Below are 16,038 nucleotides of genomic sequence, written 5' to 3'. Positions count from 1 at the left end.
GATTAGTCTACTTTCAATTGTCCCATCATCCCGTTTTCTTCATGCTCCAGGATGTGGCAGTGATACATAAACGTCCCTGTCTCTCGAAACGTCATTTCAATGCTCACTTTCTCGCCCGGTGCGACGGCGACCGTATCTTTCCAGCCACGTTCGTTGTCAGGCGGAGGCTTGCCGTCCCGTTCAAGTATCCGGAATTGGACGCCATGGACGTGGAACGGGTGGGTCATCCCGCCCATCATGTCCTCTCGGTTATAAATTTCCCACACCTCGGTCGAGCCTTGCCGGACGTTAATGTCAATCCGGTCAGGGTCGAACTGTTTGCCGTCAATCGTCACCATATTGCCCATCCCGAACAACGTGAGGCGTCGGTCGGCCTCGCTCGACTCGTTAGTGACAGGGGCTTCCGTGAAAGCTGCCGTCCAATCACCGTCTTGCTCGATGTGGTCGCGCACCGTGAACGTCGTGAACGGGATCCCATCTGCTTGAAGAGCGATGTCGTCCTCGAGAGACAAGTCGGAAAAGTCGATTAAAATCTCGGCCCGTTCACTAGGTGTGAGCGTCAACGTCTCAAGCGAAACCGGTTGGTCGAGCAACCCGCCGTCAGTCGCGATTTGAGTGAACGCCTCCCCGTTCGATAGGGAGAAGTCGAGATTCCGGGCGTTAGAGCCGTTGACGAGACGGACGCGTAACGTGTTCGTCGTCACGTCGAACGTTGTATTGATCGCTCCGTTCGCAATCAACGTATCACCGACCGTCCCATCGATGTTCATCTGGCGGTCGTAATCGAGTTGTCCGTCGGCTGTGAAGAGACGGTCTTGAACGATGAGCGGGATGTCATCAACACCGTATTCATTCGGCAACCCGGTCTCCGCTTGGTTCGTCACGTACAAGAGTCCGGCCAAACCAAGGTATACTTGTTCGGCCGTCGCGCCCATCGGATGCGGGTGAAACCAGAGTGTGCCCGGTTCTTGGTCGATATCGAGACGAACTTGTCTTTGTTCACCCGGGGCAATCGATTGATGGGGTCCGCCGTCTTCGGCTCCCGGGATGACGAGACCGTGCCAATGGAACGAGGTCGGTTCATCGAGCTGATTGATTGTATTGATATAGACGGTCTTTCCAGCTGGTAATTCAATCATCGGTCCGAGCAAATTCCCGTTATAGCCGAGCGTCTCGGTACTGACACCTTGATTGAAAAATCGGTGCTCGCCACGTTCGGTACGAACCGTATAATAGAGCGCCTCGTCCGTGACACGGTCAGGTCGTAGCCGTTCCGGGATGGGGAGTCGTTGATTCGGTTCGTTCGACGCGACGAGCTCGACGGTACCCCCACGTCCCATCCCGCCGTTGCCATGCATCATGCCACCATCGTTTCGATCTCCCATGAATGAACCGTTTCCCATCATCCAGTTTCCAGGAGCAAACGTGAACAAAAGCAAGAACAATCCAATCACGATACTGACTATAACCATCCCAATGACCCATTTCGTTACGCGGTTCATAAGGCATCATCCTTTCGGTTAAAAGCGAGAGCCTATTTAGTTATACCAACAAGTTATGAAATATTTGTTAAACGGAAAATAAGTTTTTATATACTATATAGGGGTATATGGTATACATAGGAGGTGGTCAACGTGGAACATTCACACCACGCGTCATCTCATCATGAACACGGGGAAGCGCATGACTCGCATACCGGCGGACATGAAGGGATGATTGAAGAGTATAAGCGTCGATTTTTCGTCTCGTTAGGGCTGACGATCCCGATTCTCATCTTGTCAGATATGATTCAAGAGTGGGCCGGTTTCGAACTCACGTTTCCTTATGAAAAGGAGACGCTATTCGTGTTGGCGACGATTGTGTACGTCTACGGAGGGTGGCCGTTTTTGAAAGGGAGCATCGATGAATTGCGTCAACGAAATCCGGGGATGATGATGCTGATTGGACTTGCCATCAGCGTCGCGTACTTCTATAGTGTTGCCATCGTGTTCGGATACGGGCATGGGCATGACTTCTTTTGGGAGTTGGCGACGTTAATCGTCATCATGTTGCTCGGGCACTGGATTGAGATGCGCTCAATCATGGGTGCGTCGAACGCGTTGCAACAGCTCGTTCGTCTATTACCGAGCGTGGCACACCGCATCAACGGGAGTGACATCGAGGACGTTCCCGTCTCGGCGCTCGCTGCTGGGGATTTGATTCTCGTCAAACCGGGCGAGCAGATTCCTGTCGACGGGGAACTGCTGAAAGGGCGGACGACGGTCGATGAGTCGATGTTGACCGGTGAATCGATGCCTGTCGAAAAAGAGACCGGGGATGTCGTCATCGCAGGATCAATCAACCAAGAAGGTAGCATGACGATTTCGACGACAAGCACGGGAGAGAGCACATACTTGGCGAAAGTCATCGACTTGGTCAAAGAAGCGCAGGAATCCAAATCGAAAACGCAAAACCTAGCCAATCGGGCCGCCAAGCTCTTGTTTTATGTCGCCGTCGGATCGGGAGTTCTGACGTTCGCCATTTGGGTCGCTCTCGGATATCCGGTCAGTATGGCTGTCGAACGAATGGTCACCGTCATGGTCATCTCATGTCCGCACGCGCTCGGTCTCGCGTCTCCGCTCGTCGTGGCGGTCTCGACAGCCCTGTCGGCGAAACGCGGACTGTTGATTCGGAATCGGACTCAATTCGAAGAGGCGCGTCATCTCGATGCGGTCATTTTCGATAAGACGGGAACGTTGACGCAAGGCGATTTCGGGGTGACGGACATTGAAGCCGCATCTGCTCATACAGAAGAGGACGTGTTACGTCTGGCCGCCGCGGTCGAGACGGCCTCGCAGCATCCGCTCGCACGAGGCATTCTTCGGGAAGCGGAAGCACGCAAATTGACGTTGCCTGAAGTCGTCGATTTCGCTTCGATCACGGGGGTTGGATTAGAAGGACAGGTAGAGGGAGGTCACGTTCAAGTCGTCAGCCCCCGCTATATTCGGGAGCATGAGCTCTCAATTGACGAAACGGCGTTCGACCAGTTATCAGCCGCCGGGAAGACCGTCGTCTTCACGATTCGAGACGGAGACTTGGTCGGTATGATCGCCTTGGCGGACATGGTTCGCGATGAAGCGAAAGAGACGGTCCGAGCGTTGAAAGACCGGGGCGTCCGTTCGATCATGCTCACTGGTGACAACCGAAAAGTGGCCGACTGGGTGGCGTCGCAACTTCATATCGAGGAAGTGTACGCCGAAGTGTTGCCGGATGATAAATCACGGCAAGTGCAAACCGTCCAAGCCGACGGCAGCAAAGTGGCGATGGTCGGGGACGGCATTAATGATGCACCGGCTTTGGCCCAAGCGGACGTCGGCATTGCCATCGGGAGCGGCACCGACGTCGCCGTCGAAACGGCCGATATCGTTCTCGTCCGGAGCAACCCGAAAGACGTGCTGTCGATTCTCGACTTGTCTCGCAACACATACAACAAGATGATTCAGAATCTGTGGTGGGCCGCCGGCTATAACATCGTCGCCATCCCGCTCGCGGCCGGTGTGTTGGCCCCAATCGGCATCATCTTGTCACCGGCCGTCGGTGCCGTGCTCATGAGTCTCAGTACCGTCATCGTCGCGCTCAATGCCCGGACGCTCAAGCTTTAACAATTCTTTCATCTTTGGTCTCTATAATGAGGAGGATGCTAAAGATGGAGGGAACTATTATGAAACGAAAGCTACTCGTACCGATGTTTTTGACGACTGTATTTCTTGCCTCGTGTGGGGGTGCGACACCAGCGAGCGAGTCGAAGGAACCGGTCACGGAAGAAAAAGAGACGTCGACGGAACAGGTGCCGGACCGCTGGACAGCGACAAAAACAGGCACCGCGGTCTCCCATATTCACGGTGCCGGCTTTTGGCCAGACGGGCGTCCGGTCATCGCGACGCATACGGGACTGATGGAATTCAGAGAAGACGGCTGGTACGAATTGTCGTCGAACCGTCACGACTATATGGGCTTCGAGCTCGTCAAAGACGGATTCTATGCGAGTGGTCACCCGGCACAGGATTCGCCGTATAAAAATCCCCTCGGTGTCGTCCGTGGGACCGATAAAGGGGAGACGCTCGAGATTCGCTCGTTAGAAGGTGAGGCCGATTTTCACTATATGAGTGCGGGTTTCGAATCCGAGAGCCTCTACGTGTATTTGGAAACGGCGACCAGTGAACTCGAACCAGGTTTTTATCGGTCGCTCGACGGCGGTACGTCGTTTGAGCCGATGGAGATGGATGGCATCGAAGGTCGAGGCATCGCCGGCATCACGGCCGATGCAAGTGAACCGAAACGCGTCTTCGTCTATGGTCCGGACGGCATCCTCGTCTCAGACGACGGGGGAGACACGTTCGAGCCGTTCCTGGAACAGAAGAATATCGTCACGATGGCATCGACGAAAGGGAAATTGGCGTCAATCACGAAAGACGGTGCCTCGTTCGATCTTGTGGTCTCGGATTTGACCGACGAGACGGAGACGACCGTTGAGCTGCCCTCGCTGAACGCGGACAGCGTCCCGATCGAACTGGTCAGCCAAAACGGGCGATTTTTGCTAGCGACATCGGATAACAGTGTGTACGTCTTTGAAGACGAGGAATGGACGCAACTGTTGCAAGCAGGGAAAGTGAAATGAAAAAAATCCGGCGCCTGAGCTCAGGTGCCGGATTTTTTTAGTGGGGCGGAAGAGTGATGGTGAACATCGTCCCAGATGAATCAGAGGCGACGGTCAACGTACCATCATGCAACCGGATGATTTGATGGGCGATGGCAAGCCCGAGTCCACTGCCACCCGTACGACGGGAACGTGATTTTTCGACCCGGTACAGGCGATTGAAGATGTGAGGCAGATCTTCTTGAGGGATACCTTTCCCATCGTCTTGAATCGTGAAGTGAAGTGCTTCATCCGTAAGTTGCATATCGAATCGGACGTGGCGTGCCTCGCTATGTTGAATCGCGTTGTGGGCGATGGAGCGGAACACTTGTAAGATGCGATGTCGATCTAACTGTAAGACGACGTCCTTGGAGGAGCAATCGGTGCTACTAGCAAACGCGATCGGTGTCACTCGGAACATCGTGGTGAGCACGCGTTGCAAATCGTCACAGAGCGCATCGACGGCCACGGGTTCGCGATGCAACGTGAACGTGTTCTCGTCCAACTGGGCGAGCTGGAACGCGTTCTCGACGAGCTCGGTCAACGCTTGGCTCTCTTCGAGAATCGTCTGAATCGACTGTTCTTTTAACGACTCTGGCGTCTGCGGTTTGGATGCGATTTCGGCATATCCTTGCAGATACGTGAGCGGCGTTTTGATCTCGTGGGCGAGGTCCGACAAGAACTGATTCCGTTCTTTCCGGAGACGAGCCAGTTCAAGCGACATTGCTTCAATTGAGCGGGCCAACTCGCCGATCTCATCTTCTCGGGACGTCGGCAGGGTCAACGTTTCGGGATTCGTCAACACATCCTCGGTTGCTCGGCGCAACAGCTGAATCGGGTTTGAAATCAACCGGCTCAGCAAGACGAACGTCATGATGGTGATGACGAGGGCGATGCCGGTGATATAAAGAAACCGGAGTTGGAGCCGATGGCTGATGCCATGAATAATCTCGGTCGGTAGAAACATATACACATACCCGTAACGGGTGTCATTTTCCATCGCATCAATCGGGGTCCGTACTGCGAGATACGGTTCGTTCTCCCAATCGTCTTCGAGGATGGTCGTCACATCGGCATCCCCTCGCTCTGCTTCAGTTTGGACGAGCACCGAGAGCGGGTCGGGGAAGCGGTTGGATGTCTGTAGAATCGAGTGGTCGGGAGCGGTGATGGCGACTTTCGTATCGGTCTCGCTCTCCATCGTCGCGACGTGGCCAATCGTCTCCTCGTCAAAACTCATCGCCAGCACGCTCGCATGGCTTTCCGCTCTCGATTCGAGCCGGTCGATCTCTTCGACGACACGTTCACCGAGGAGCGTATGGTAGAGCAATAAGAACAAGACGCCTTCAATCAATAACGTCGTCAATAAAAAAATCAGACTGATTCGGAACGGGAGGCTGTTGCGTCGGAATGTCATGAGTCCGACCGCTCCTCGGTCCAGCGATAGCCGCGGCCCCACACCGTCTTCAAATAATCGTCAATCGGGAAGCCGGCCTCGCCGAGTTTGTCGCGAATCATGCGGATATGGGCATCGACCGTGCGCGGGTCCGACTCGGACGAGTAGGGCCACACCAAGTCGTATAAATCCATCCGATTATATAGCCGGTTCGGATGTTGCAAGAACAGTTTCAAAATGGCCGTTGCTTTCGGCGTCATGACGACTTCTTGTTCTTGATAGAGAATCCGTCCGCTCGCTTCTTCATAGCGCAGCTGTCCGTAGTTCACATTGGTGACACGGCTCCGTCGCAACACCGCACGAATCCGGGCCAGGAGCACATTTCCTTCGAACGGCTTCGTGACATAATCGTCGGCACCTGCGTCCAACCCGCGGATCGTTGTCTCACTGTCCGAGCGGGCCGTCAACAAGACGACGGGCAGTTCGGCATCGAGCGCCTTGATTTGGCGGCACAACGTGATTCCATCGACGCCGGGCATCATGATGTCGAGCATCACCAAGTCCGGACGTTCGGAAATCCGTTCCATCGCTTCTCGTCCGTCAGCGGCCTCGATACAGGTGTAGCCGTCGCCTTCTAAGAATAGGCGGAGCAATCGTCTCATTTTCATTTCGTCATCGACAATCAAAATTTTCATATATGGTCCTCCTATGATTCTGAGCCGTCTCGTCTACGTAACGGTTTCGAGAGAAGGGGAACGTTCTCCTTGTCCCTCAGGGCAGTTCGGGCGATTGCAGAAAGCGTCGGACGAGTGCGGGTTCGTCGAACGGTACGGCCTCGTCTCCGATGCGCTCGACGCGGTCATGCCCTTTCCCGAATAAGACACCACAGTCGTAGCCGTCCATCCGTTCGCAGAAGAACCGGATGGCTGCTTCGCGTTCGTCGAAACGTGCAAGCTCGGCAGATTGTCCCGTCGCCAAATCGTCAAGGATTTGTTGCGGATCTTCGTGACGTGGGTCATGGACCGTCAAAATCATATCCGCGCCTGAAGCAACGACGACCTCTGTCATGATGTTTCGCTTCATTCGGTCACGTTCGCCGGCAGCACTGAGCAGCACGAGTACACGAGGATAGCGGGCCGTCAATGCCGTCACGACTTGTTTGATGGCGTCCGGCGTATGTCCATAGTCGATATAGACCGATTGTTCGATTCCGGTCACTCGTTCGAGGCGTCCGCTCGGCAACGTCAACTTCTTAACATGAGGAAGGACCTCTGCCAACGGAACCCCGGTTTGCAGGACGATGCTGATGGCGCACAACGTGTTATCGAGGTTATAGTCCTCATGGAACGGGAGAGGTAAGTGCATTTTCTCGTCGCCTAACTGGAGCATGAACTGCTCGTCTTTGTGATACCCAATCAAGTCCGCGGTAGTCGAGTGACGACTGAATAAAAATGAGTCGGCGATGGATGGTGCCATCGACAACATGAGCGCTTGATGCGAATCATCTTCATTGACGATCCCACATCCAGACTCCGTCAACTGTGCAAACAACTGGGCTTTCGTGTAGGCGTACGTCTCCATCGTCCCATGATAGTCCAAGTGATCGTGGGACAGGTTGAGGAATGAAGTCGTCTCGAACTCCAAGCCGGCAATCCGTGCCTCCGCGATGGCTTGGGATGAGACTTCCATCATACAATCGGTGACACCGGCCTCGACCATGGCATGAAGGTGGCGATTGATGGTCAACGGGTCAGGCGTCGTGTTCGGTGTCTGAAACGTCTTCCCGGCGTACGTGATGCCGAGTGTGCCGATGAGTCCGGCTGACATGCCGACGTGATCAAACAATTGATGGGCGAGCGCCGTCGTCGTCGTTTTTCCGTTCGTCCCGGTGACGCCATGCAGACGAAGTCGCGTCGAGGGATGGTCATAAAACGCACTGGCGAGTTCGGCGAGGGCATGTTTCGTATCTTTACAATAGATGACAGGTACCCGGGCCTCAATCGGACGTTCGGCGACGATGGCGACCGCCCCGTTATGAATCGCCTCGTTCACGTAGTCATGGCCATCATGGCGATAGCCTGAGATACAAACAAATAAAAAATTTTGTTTAATTTCTTTTGAGGAGAAGGAAATGCCCTCAATCATCGTTTCGGCAGGGTTGTCTAAATACGTCCATGTCACGAGCTGTTTCAGCTCTGTCAACAGGTCTTGCAAGGTTTTCAACACTTCGAATTTCTCCTTTGTCGGCAAAGTCCATTTTGACAGTATAGCCCTTGTTTGTGAAAAAGAAGTGAAATGAGAGGAGGTCTCGTGTCGTGCATGAGGTCTCGATGTTTTAACAAAAATGGATTAGGCAATCAATTGTGTAGACAGACCATCAGCAAAGGAGGAGTAGACGATGAAACCTTACGCAAAATTCGGAGTGATGATTCTCGTATCGACATTCCTTATGTATTGGCTCATGTATTTGAACGTGTTCCAACTCGACCACGTCTTCTTCAGTCAGACACGTCTCTATATGGCGCTCATCATGGGCTCGGTCATGGCGTTCGTCATGTTGCTGTTCATGTGGGGGATGTATAAAAACAAGAAATTGAACGCCGTCATCTTAGGTGTGAGCGCGCTCGTGTTCGGACTCTCCCTATGGCTCGTCCGGAGCCAGACGACGGTCGATGACGTCAGTTGGATGAAGGCGATGATTCCGCACCACTCGATCGCCATCTTGACGAGCGAGCGGGCCGAGATTGAGGATCCGCGCGTGAAACAGTTGTCGGAAGAGATCATTAAAGCACAAGAACGGGAAATCGCCGAGATGAAGCGGTTGATTGAAGAGTTAGAAAAAGAAGAAGAGGAAGCAGCAAAAGAAGCTAAATCGACAACAACAGCGACCGAGTGATGCGGTCGCTGTTGTTATGTGTCGGGATGAAGTTGGGCCTCAATCAGTTCGACGGCGATCGTCAGCGCTTGAATACGCCGTTTCGCGAGTGACAGTTGTGACTTGTAGCGCTCAGGGGATTCTTTCGCCTCGAGCGTCGTCACCGTCTCGTTCAGTTTATGAAGAATCGAATCGATTTGACGTTTCGCTTCCGTCAGTTCTGTGGCTGAATAATCCATGTGACCTCCTAAATGATTTTTCCCCAGTATACATAAGAAAACCGAGGCGTGTGCCCCGGTTTAACGTGTTTGCGGTATATATTTTCTAGTACGGCGGTTTGTCAAGCGCGGTGCGACGAGGAAGAAGATTCCTAACATCACGCCGACTCCAAGTCCCCAAAGACTGTTGAACAAAAGCATCAACACGATTCCGAAGACGAGTCCAATACTCACATCACCCATACGGTCAAACATTTATAACCACCTTTTCTGTGTTTGCTAGACTAAAGGTTTACCCACAATTGAGAAGTGAACCACCTGGGAGGCTAGCACGTCTCCCTTTGGTTATACGTTTTTGTCCTGTCCAGGTTTCGTTTTATAGAAACTGTAGACGACACTAATCAAGATGACAAGTACGATTGTGCCGAGCGACATCCAGATCGGCATTTTGTAAACATCACCGAAAATCATCTTCGTCCCGATGAAGACGAGCATGAAGCTGAGTCCGTGCTTCAAGTAGTAGAAGCGGTCAATCAAGTTGGCGAGGACGAAGTAGAGACTACGAAGTCCAAGAATCGCCATGATGTTCGCATAGAAGATGACGTACGGGTCACGCGAGTAGGCGAAACTGGCTGCGACCGAGTCGACGGCGAAGACGATATCCGAGATCTCGATAAAGATGAGCGCGATGAAGAGCGGCGTGAAGAAGAGTTTGCCGTTGATTCGCTTCGTGAACTTACCAGACGAGATGTCTTGCGTGATCGGTAAGCGTCGCTCGAGCCAGCGAATGGTTTTGTTCTCTTCGAGCGACTCGTCCTTGCCGATATTTTTGAACATCATCCAACCTGTGTAGACGAGGAAAGCGCCGAACACGTAGTAAATCCAACCGAAGTTTTCTAACAACGACACCCCGGCGACGATAAAGACGGCCCGGAAGAAGATTGCCCCGAGAATGCCCCAGAACAACACCTTATGCTGATACTTGAGCGGAATCGCGAAGTAGGCGAACACGAGCGAGAAGACGAACACGTTATCGATGGCGAGTGCCTTCTCGATGAAGTAGACGCTCGCATATTCTGTCGCGACGGTGCTGCCTTGCGAGTAGAACAACCAACCGCCGAACGCGATGGCGATCCCGATCCAGACGAACGTCCATGTCCATGCCTCACGGAGCGAGACTTCGTGTGCCTTGCGGTGGAACACCCCGAGGTCAAGCGCGAGCATGAAGATGACGAGTACCAAAAAGGCGATGAGTAATGTCAACAATAATTCCTCCTTTTTAAGTTCGTGTGAACTCTATATGTTTAATTTAAGGTCATAAGAATTTAAAGTCAAGAGGGTAAACTGCGATTCCACAAAAAAACACTCCGAATCGATTTCGGAGTGTGCAAACTTAACGCTGTTCAGAGTGACGTGACCAGATGACCCGGACGATGAAAGCGCCTAGTCCGAGAAGGATGACGGCGAGGACGCCATACATGACATGCGAATACGTCTCGATATGGCCGAGCCACACTTGCCAATTCTCCCCGACGTACACGCCGACAAAGATGAGCACCGTGTTCCAAATGAGCGTCCCGAGTGTCGTCAGCATCAAAAATTTGACGAACGGCATGTTCGACATGCCGGCCGGAATCGAGATGAGGCTACGGACGACGGGGACGAATCGACCGAAAAAGACGAGTTTCGGTCCAAAGCGGTCGAACCAGCGATCGGCCATGCGGACGTCATCCACTTTCAAAAAGAGACGTTTGCCGTAACGCGCGACCCATGACTCGAGACGCTCCTTGTCGAAAAATAATCCGACGCTATACAAAACGATGGCTCCGATGACCGCACCGACCGTCGCGGCGAGAATCATCCAGACGGGTGTAAGCGTGGTCGTTGTCGTGAAGAAGCCGCCGAATATTAAAATGAGCTCGGACGGGATAGGTGGGAAGACGTTCTCGATAAAGATGAGGAAGAGCACGCCCCAATAGCCGAACTGCTCAATCATTTGTTGAATCCATTGTTCCATGAATCGGTTCTCCTTGCGTATTGTGACATCTCTGTCTACTTTACCCGACGGCAAGGAGCACGCCCATACGACTTGAGGTTGAATTTTGACTCAAATCGCACCGACGACCGCGTGTGGAATGTACGGTTCTTCGAGCGAAGCCATCTCTTCTTTTGTCAACGTGACGGCCAACGCACCGACCGCCTCGTCCAAATGACGCTGCTTCGTGGCACCGACGATTGGCGAGGTGACCGTGTCTTGTTGCAAGAGCCAGGCGAGGGCGACTTGTGTCCGGGTAATTCCCCGCGTCTCAGCGATTGCGGCGACCCGCTCGATGATGAGCCGGTCGGCGTCCATCGTCGCGTCATATTTCGAACGTTGAATCACGTCCGTCTCAGAGCGGTGGGTCACGGTCGACACGTCGCGTGTCAGGCGCCCCGAGGCGAGCGGACTGTACGGTGTGACCCCAATTTTCTCTTCCCGGCAGAGCGGCAGCATTTCACGCTCTTCTTCCCGATAAATCAAGTTCAAATGGTTTTGCATCGACACGAACCGGGTCCAGTTGTTCCGTTCCGCCACGTGGAGCGCTTTTTGGAACTGCCAGGCGTACATTGCCGATGCACCGATATAGCGGGCCTTCCCGGATTTGACGACGTCATGGAGCGCCTCCATCGTCTCTTCGATCGGTGTGTCATAGTCCCAGCGGTGGATAATATACAGGTCGACGTAATCGGTGCCGAGCCGTTTCAAACTATGATCGATTTCCGACAGAATCGCCTTCCGCGACAAGCCGCCGCCGTTCGGACCGTCGTGCATTCGACCGTGAACTTTTGTTGCGAGAACGATTTCGTCCCGGTTCGCATAATCCCGAAGCGCACGTCCGACGTATTCCTCGCTCGTGCCTTTCGAGTAGATGTTTGCCGTGTCAAAGAAGTTGATACCGAGGTCGAGCGCTTGTTTGATGATTGGGCGGGTGGCCGCCTCGTCGAGCACCCAATCGTGAATCCAACGGCTCGCGTCGCCGAAGCCCATGCAGCCGAGACAGAGCTGCGAGACGTCGAGTCCCGTATTGCCAAGTTTTACATATTCCATGAAAATACCTCCTTCAAAGTTGGTACGTGGAGAGGAACCGTTCGAACTCATCCACGGTGCTGTCGTCGTTGACGGTCAATCGTAATTCGGTATGGGTGTCGATCGGAAGCGCTAGCGCCTCGACAAGTGCCTCTGGCGTCGGTTCGAGTCGGAATGAATCGAGCCGAATCACCACGTTATGGGCAAGTGCGAAATGCGCACAACGGGTGAGCAATGTCGCGAAGCCACGTTCGACCGTCACGTGATACGTCTTTTCCATGTCGATTCCCCTCCTTTGCCACCAGTATGACGCGAGATGTGGGGCGGGCGTTAGCGCGTTCATGTCGTGTTTTTGCCTAATCCTCTCAACAGGTTGGACAGGGCTCGTCCAAGAAAACAATCTGCCGTATACTGAAGGGGAGAAAACCGAGGGAGGGTGAACGACATCGAGACACGACTGCAACTGATTGACGTCATCACACGACACATACCGGGGGACGGGGTGCATCCGACGATCGTCCCGGCGATGACGTTCATTCATGAATCAATGGTGACCGAACCGATCACACGCGTCAATGAACCGTCATTTTGCCTAATCCTGCAGGGGGGGAAAGAGATGTTGTTCGGTGACGAACGGCTCGTCTACGAGGGCGGACATTACCTCGTTGCCTCGGTCGACTTGCCTGTGACGGGACAAGTGACGAAAGCGAGCGCAGACGTCCCATACGTGGCGCTGAAACTCGAGTTGACGATTGACGACTTGATCGATGCCGTCGGGCACGTCGAGCTGACCGAGCCGCGTGAACCGAAGCGGGGCATGTATATCGCCGATGCCGACGAGGCGTTGTTCGATGTCGCGCTCCGTCTCGCTCGTCTCGTCGACACACCGGATCATGTGGCACTCGCGCCGCTCTATAAGCGCGAACTCCTGTATTGGGTGGCGCAAGGGTCGAACGGGGAGATGCTGCGGCAGTTAGCGTTCGAGGGGAGTCAGGCGTTCCGGATCAAACGGGTCATCGACCACATCATCGCGAACTTCAACGAGACGATTCGAAGTGAGGAATTGGCCCGCGTCGCCAATATGAGCGTCTCGACGCTCCACCGTCATTTCAAGGAAGTGACGGCGATGAGCCCGCTCCAATTCCAAAAACAGTTACGGCTCCAAGAGGCGAGACGGCTGTTGCTCATGCAGGCGACGGACGTGGGCGAGGCGGCGTTCCAAGTCGGCTACGAGAGTCAATCGCAGTTCAGCCGCGAGTATGCCCGGTTGTTCGGGCTGTCGCCACGGGCCGACGTGCGGCAACAACGACAGCTTTGACAAAGGAAATTCGCGAGCGGTATGCTTGAGGGGAAAACGACATACATCAGGATTGTTACTGGATTGCCAGGCAAAACCTAAACTGGGCGCACATGTTGCGTCTGGTTTAGGTTTTTCTTGTATTCAGGACAAAAAGGAGGACATTATGCGACACATCATCTTTCTAGACGTCGACGGCACGCTCGTCGATGACCACGGCAACATCCCGGAATCGGCCAAGCAGGCCGTCCGACAGGCGCGACAGAACGGGCATCTCGTCTTCTTGTCGACGGGGCGCTCGAAGGCGGAACTGTTCCCGGACATTCTCGACGTCGGCTTTGACGGCATCATCGGGGCGGCCGGGGGCTACATCGAGCTCGAGGAGGAAGTACTGTACCACCAACAAGTCTCCGTCGATGATTTGAGCCACCTGATCTCATTTTTCACCGAACACGGCATCGACTTCTATCTTGAGTCGAACGACGGTCTGTTCGCCGGCGGCAAAGCCAAGGCGCGCGTGGCGACGATGATTGACGAGTTGATGGCGAACAATCCGGAGGCGAGCGCGACAATCGAGCGCGGTTTGAAGCCGTTCCATGACGCGATGAAAGAAGGGGTCGACCTCGTCCGTCCCGACGTGAACAAAATCTCGTTCCTCGGCTCATCCGTCCCGCTCGACGTCATCCAACAAGAGTTCGCATCTCGTTTCACCGTCATCCCGAGCACGGTCGCCGTATTCGGGGCCAACAGTGGGGAGCTGTCCATCCCGGGCGTCAACAAAGCGACGGCGATTGCGACGCTGCTCGAACATCTAGGTCTCGAGCGAGCGCAGACGTTCGCCTACGGGGACGGGTTGAATGACATCGAGATGCTTGAATACGTCAAGGTCGGTGTCGCCATGGGCAACGCCAAACCCGAGGTCAAACGCGTCGCAGACGACGTGACGGACGCCTGTGATCAGGACGGGCTTTCTAACAGCTTCAAAAAGTATCGACTCATCTGAAAAAAAGCCAAGCGACCTCTCTTCAGGTTGCTTGGCTTTTCGTGGCGACATCGTTGACGACATCGGCAAGGGTCACGTGCTTCAATACGGACTCCATCGCTGATTGGGCGTGGATGAAAATCGGTTCGATTGTGGATTGGATATGTTGGCCGACGGGGCACGCCGGGTTCGGGTTGTCATGGATACTGAACAACTCGTTCTCCTCGACGACACTGACGGCGCGATAAACGTCATAGAGCGAGATCTCGTTCAAGTCTTTCGTCAGTTTGGCTCCGGCGACGCCAGGCTTCACTTCAATCAAGTCGGCCTTCTTCAACATGGCCATGATTTTTCGGATTAGGGCCGGGTTCGTGTTGACACTGCCGGCCAAAAAGTCAGACGAGGTGACGCCGTCCTGATTGACCTCGATCAACGTCAAGATATGAATGCCGACCGCGAAACGGCTACTGATGGACATAGGCCACCACCTTTCTGCACAACCATGTAAGCGAATTGGTTACATCCTTAGTATAACAGGGAACAAACAATTGACAAACGAAGAAGCTGTAACTATGATGATTACATGTAACTGATTTAATTACAGGTTAAAAGGAGGAAATGATTTATGAAATACTTAGTCACAGGTGCAACCGGAAAACTCGGTTCGAAAATTGTCGATGTGTTGCTCAAGTCGGTACCCGCAAGTGAACTCGCGGTCAGTGTCCGCAACCCTGAAAAAGCAGAAGCACTGAAAGCGAAAGGCGTCGATGTGCGACACGGCGACTTCGACCAGCCCGAGACGCTCGATGAAGCGTTCAAAGGTGTCGAACGGCTGCTCATTATCTCGGCGGACGGGGACAACGACACACGCATCCGTCAACATGCGAACGCCGTCGAGGCGGCCGAGCGCGCAGGCGTATCGTTCATCGCCTATACGAGTCTCGCCGACGCGACAGAGAGCCAAAACTTGATGGCACCGCCACATGTCGAGACGGAAGGCGCAATCGAGCGGACGGGGATCCCGCACGCGTTCTTGCGCAACAACTGGTACTTAGAAAACGAACTTGGCAGTATTCAAGGTGTGCTCGCCGGCGCACCTTGGGTGACGGCAGCCCGTGACGGCAAAGTCGGTTGGGCGCTACAAGAAGATTACGCTGAAGCGATTGCGAACGTTTTGATGGCAGACGATTTCGAACAAGACATCTTTGAATTGTCAGGTCCGCTCCATACGCAAGCCGAACTCGTCGAGGCGCTCAGTGAAGTGCTCGGGCGTGAAGTGACCCTTCAAGAAGTGAGTAACGACGCTTACGCTGGCGTCATGCGCGGCGCCGGGGTGCCGGAAGGAGCGATTCCGATCGTCGTCGGCATTCAAGACAGCATCCGCAATGGCTCACTAGAAGTCGAGTCGAACGATTTCGAGTTGGTGCTCGGTCGTCCGGTGACGCCGCTCAAAGAGGCGCTTCAAAAGCTCGTATCAACGTTATAAACGATAATAGTGACGTCACGTTTTCGATAATCGAGAACGTGACGT

Annotated in this window: 17 protein-coding genes; 6 read left to right on the top strand and 11 right to left on the bottom strand. The window is 53.9% G+C overall.

Going from position 1 to position 16,038, the window contains the following annotated elements:
- Nucleotides 1–2: 2 nt before the first annotated feature.
- Entirely contained in the window at nucleotides 3–1,502 is a 1,500-nt protein-coding gene (locus tag KNP82_RS07340) for a multicopper oxidase family protein (protein WP_251128684.1), read from the bottom strand.
- A 282-nt stretch (nucleotides 1,503–1,784) separates the two neighbouring features.
- On the opposite strand from KNP82_RS07340, the gene KNP82_RS07335 reads away from it, so the two are divergent.
- Together KNP82_RS07335 and KNP82_RS07330 are read left to right on the top strand one after the other, a co-directional pair.
- Nucleotides 1,785–3,641 (top strand): heavy metal translocating P-type ATPase, encoded by a 1,857-nt coding sequence (locus KNP82_RS07335; protein ID WP_370448607.1) that lies wholly within the window; start codon nucleotides 1,785–1,787, stop codon nucleotides 3,639–3,641.
- Nucleotides 3,642–3,700: 59 nt separating this feature from the next.
- Nucleotides 3,701–4,657 carry a F510_1955 family glycosylhydrolase gene (locus tag KNP82_RS07330; RefSeq protein ID WP_131471400.1) on the top strand — a complete coding sequence of 319 codons (957 nt, stop codon included), beginning with the start codon at nucleotides 3,701–3,703 and terminating at the stop codon, nucleotides 4,655–4,657.
- Nucleotides 4,658–4,694: 37 nt separating this feature from the next.
- On the opposite strand, the gene KNP82_RS07325 is transcribed toward KNP82_RS07330, so the two are convergent.
- The 3 genes from KNP82_RS07325 to KNP82_RS07315 form a co-directional block, all read right to left on the bottom strand.
- Nucleotides 4,695–6,089, bottom strand: a complete 1,395-nt coding sequence (locus tag KNP82_RS07325; protein ID WP_214827555.1) for a sensor histidine kinase — start codon at nucleotides 6,087–6,089, stop codon at nucleotides 4,695–4,697.
- Entirely contained in the window at nucleotides 6,086–6,763 is a 678-nt protein-coding gene (locus KNP82_RS07320; protein WP_029594726.1) for a response regulator transcription factor, read from the bottom strand. Before KNP82_RS07320 ends, KNP82_RS07325 begins: the two co-directional genes overlap by 4 nt.
- Nucleotides 6,764–6,839: 76 nt before the next feature.
- Nucleotides 6,840–8,294 carry a UDP-N-acetylmuramoyl-L-alanyl-D-glutamate--2,6-diaminopimelate ligase gene (locus KNP82_RS07315; RefSeq protein ID WP_214827552.1) on the bottom strand — a complete coding sequence of 485 codons (1,455 nt, stop codon included), beginning with the start codon at nucleotides 8,292–8,294 and terminating at the stop codon, nucleotides 6,840–6,842.
- 172 nt (nucleotides 8,295–8,466) lie between these two features.
- On the opposite strand from KNP82_RS07315, the gene KNP82_RS07310 reads away from it, so the two are divergent.
- Nucleotides 8,467–8,964, top strand: a complete 498-nt coding sequence (locus tag KNP82_RS07310; RefSeq protein ID WP_029594728.1) for a DUF305 domain-containing protein — start codon at nucleotides 8,467–8,469, stop codon at nucleotides 8,962–8,964.
- Nucleotides 8,965–8,978: 14 nt separating this feature from the next.
- Here the strand turns inward: KNP82_RS07310 and KNP82_RS07305 are convergent, their stop codons facing one another.
- From KNP82_RS07305 to KNP82_RS07280, 6 genes are all read right to left on the bottom strand, one after another.
- Nucleotides 8,979–9,182 carry a hypothetical protein gene (locus tag KNP82_RS07305; protein WP_029594729.1) on the bottom strand — a complete coding sequence of 68 codons (204 nt, stop codon included), beginning with the start codon at nucleotides 9,180–9,182 and terminating at the stop codon, nucleotides 8,979–8,981.
- A gap of 60 nt (nucleotides 9,183–9,242) precedes the next feature.
- Nucleotides 9,243–9,416, bottom strand: coding sequence for a hypothetical protein (locus KNP82_RS07300; RefSeq protein WP_214714414.1), 174 nt, complete (start codon nucleotides 9,414–9,416; stop codon nucleotides 9,243–9,245).
- 90 nt (nucleotides 9,417–9,506) lie between these two features.
- Nucleotides 9,507–10,424 carry a TerC family protein gene (locus KNP82_RS07295; protein WP_214827549.1) on the bottom strand — a complete coding sequence of 306 codons (918 nt, stop codon included), beginning with the start codon at nucleotides 10,422–10,424 and terminating at the stop codon, nucleotides 9,507–9,509.
- 130 nt (nucleotides 10,425–10,554) lie between these two features.
- On the bottom strand, nucleotides 10,555–11,178 hold the full coding sequence (locus tag KNP82_RS07290) for a DedA family protein (protein ID WP_029594731.1): 624 nt from the start codon (nucleotides 11,176–11,178) through the stop codon (nucleotides 10,555–10,557).
- 90 nt (nucleotides 11,179–11,268) lie between these two features.
- Complete coding sequence (locus KNP82_RS07285) at nucleotides 11,269–12,249, bottom strand: aldo/keto reductase (RefSeq protein WP_214827547.1); 981 nt, start codon at nucleotides 12,247–12,249, stop codon at nucleotides 11,269–11,271.
- Nucleotides 12,250–12,262: 13 nt separating this feature from the next.
- Nucleotides 12,263–12,508 carry a hypothetical protein gene (locus tag KNP82_RS07280; protein WP_214714411.1) on the bottom strand — a complete coding sequence of 82 codons (246 nt, stop codon included), beginning with the start codon at nucleotides 12,506–12,508 and terminating at the stop codon, nucleotides 12,263–12,265.
- 156 nt (nucleotides 12,509–12,664) lie between these two features.
- On the opposite strand from KNP82_RS07280, the gene KNP82_RS07275 reads away from it, so the two are divergent.
- Both KNP82_RS07275 and KNP82_RS07270 read left to right on the top strand, forming a co-directional pair.
- Nucleotides 12,665–13,546, top strand: coding sequence for an AraC family transcriptional regulator (locus KNP82_RS07275; RefSeq protein WP_021066189.1), 882 nt, complete (start codon nucleotides 12,665–12,667; stop codon nucleotides 13,544–13,546).
- Between the two features lie 145 nt (nucleotides 13,547–13,691).
- Nucleotides 13,692–14,528 (top strand): Cof-type HAD-IIB family hydrolase, encoded by an 837-nt coding sequence (locus KNP82_RS07270; RefSeq protein ID WP_214827541.1) that lies wholly within the window; start codon nucleotides 13,692–13,694, stop codon nucleotides 14,526–14,528.
- 22 nt (nucleotides 14,529–14,550) lie between these two features.
- On the opposite strand, the gene KNP82_RS07265 is transcribed toward KNP82_RS07270, so the two are convergent.
- Entirely contained in the window at nucleotides 14,551–14,985 is a 435-nt protein-coding gene (locus tag KNP82_RS07265; RefSeq protein ID WP_029594735.1) for an Rrf2 family transcriptional regulator, read from the bottom strand.
- A 147-nt stretch (nucleotides 14,986–15,132) separates the two neighbouring features.
- Between KNP82_RS07265 and KNP82_RS07260 the strand changes: the two genes are divergently transcribed.
- Nucleotides 15,133–15,993: an SDR family oxidoreductase gene (locus KNP82_RS07260; protein ID WP_214802180.1), complete on the top strand. Its 861-nt coding sequence runs from the start codon at nucleotides 15,133–15,135 to the stop codon at nucleotides 15,991–15,993.
- Nucleotides 15,994–16,038: the final 45 nt, after the last annotated feature.

Source organism: Exiguobacterium sp. s26 (assembly GCF_018618235.1).
Classification (GTDB): Bacteria; Bacillota; Bacilli; order Exiguobacteriales; family Exiguobacteriaceae; genus Exiguobacterium; species Exiguobacterium chiriqhucha.
Note: the sequence above shows the minus strand (reverse complement) of the source record. Positions and strands in the feature narration are given on the sequence as shown.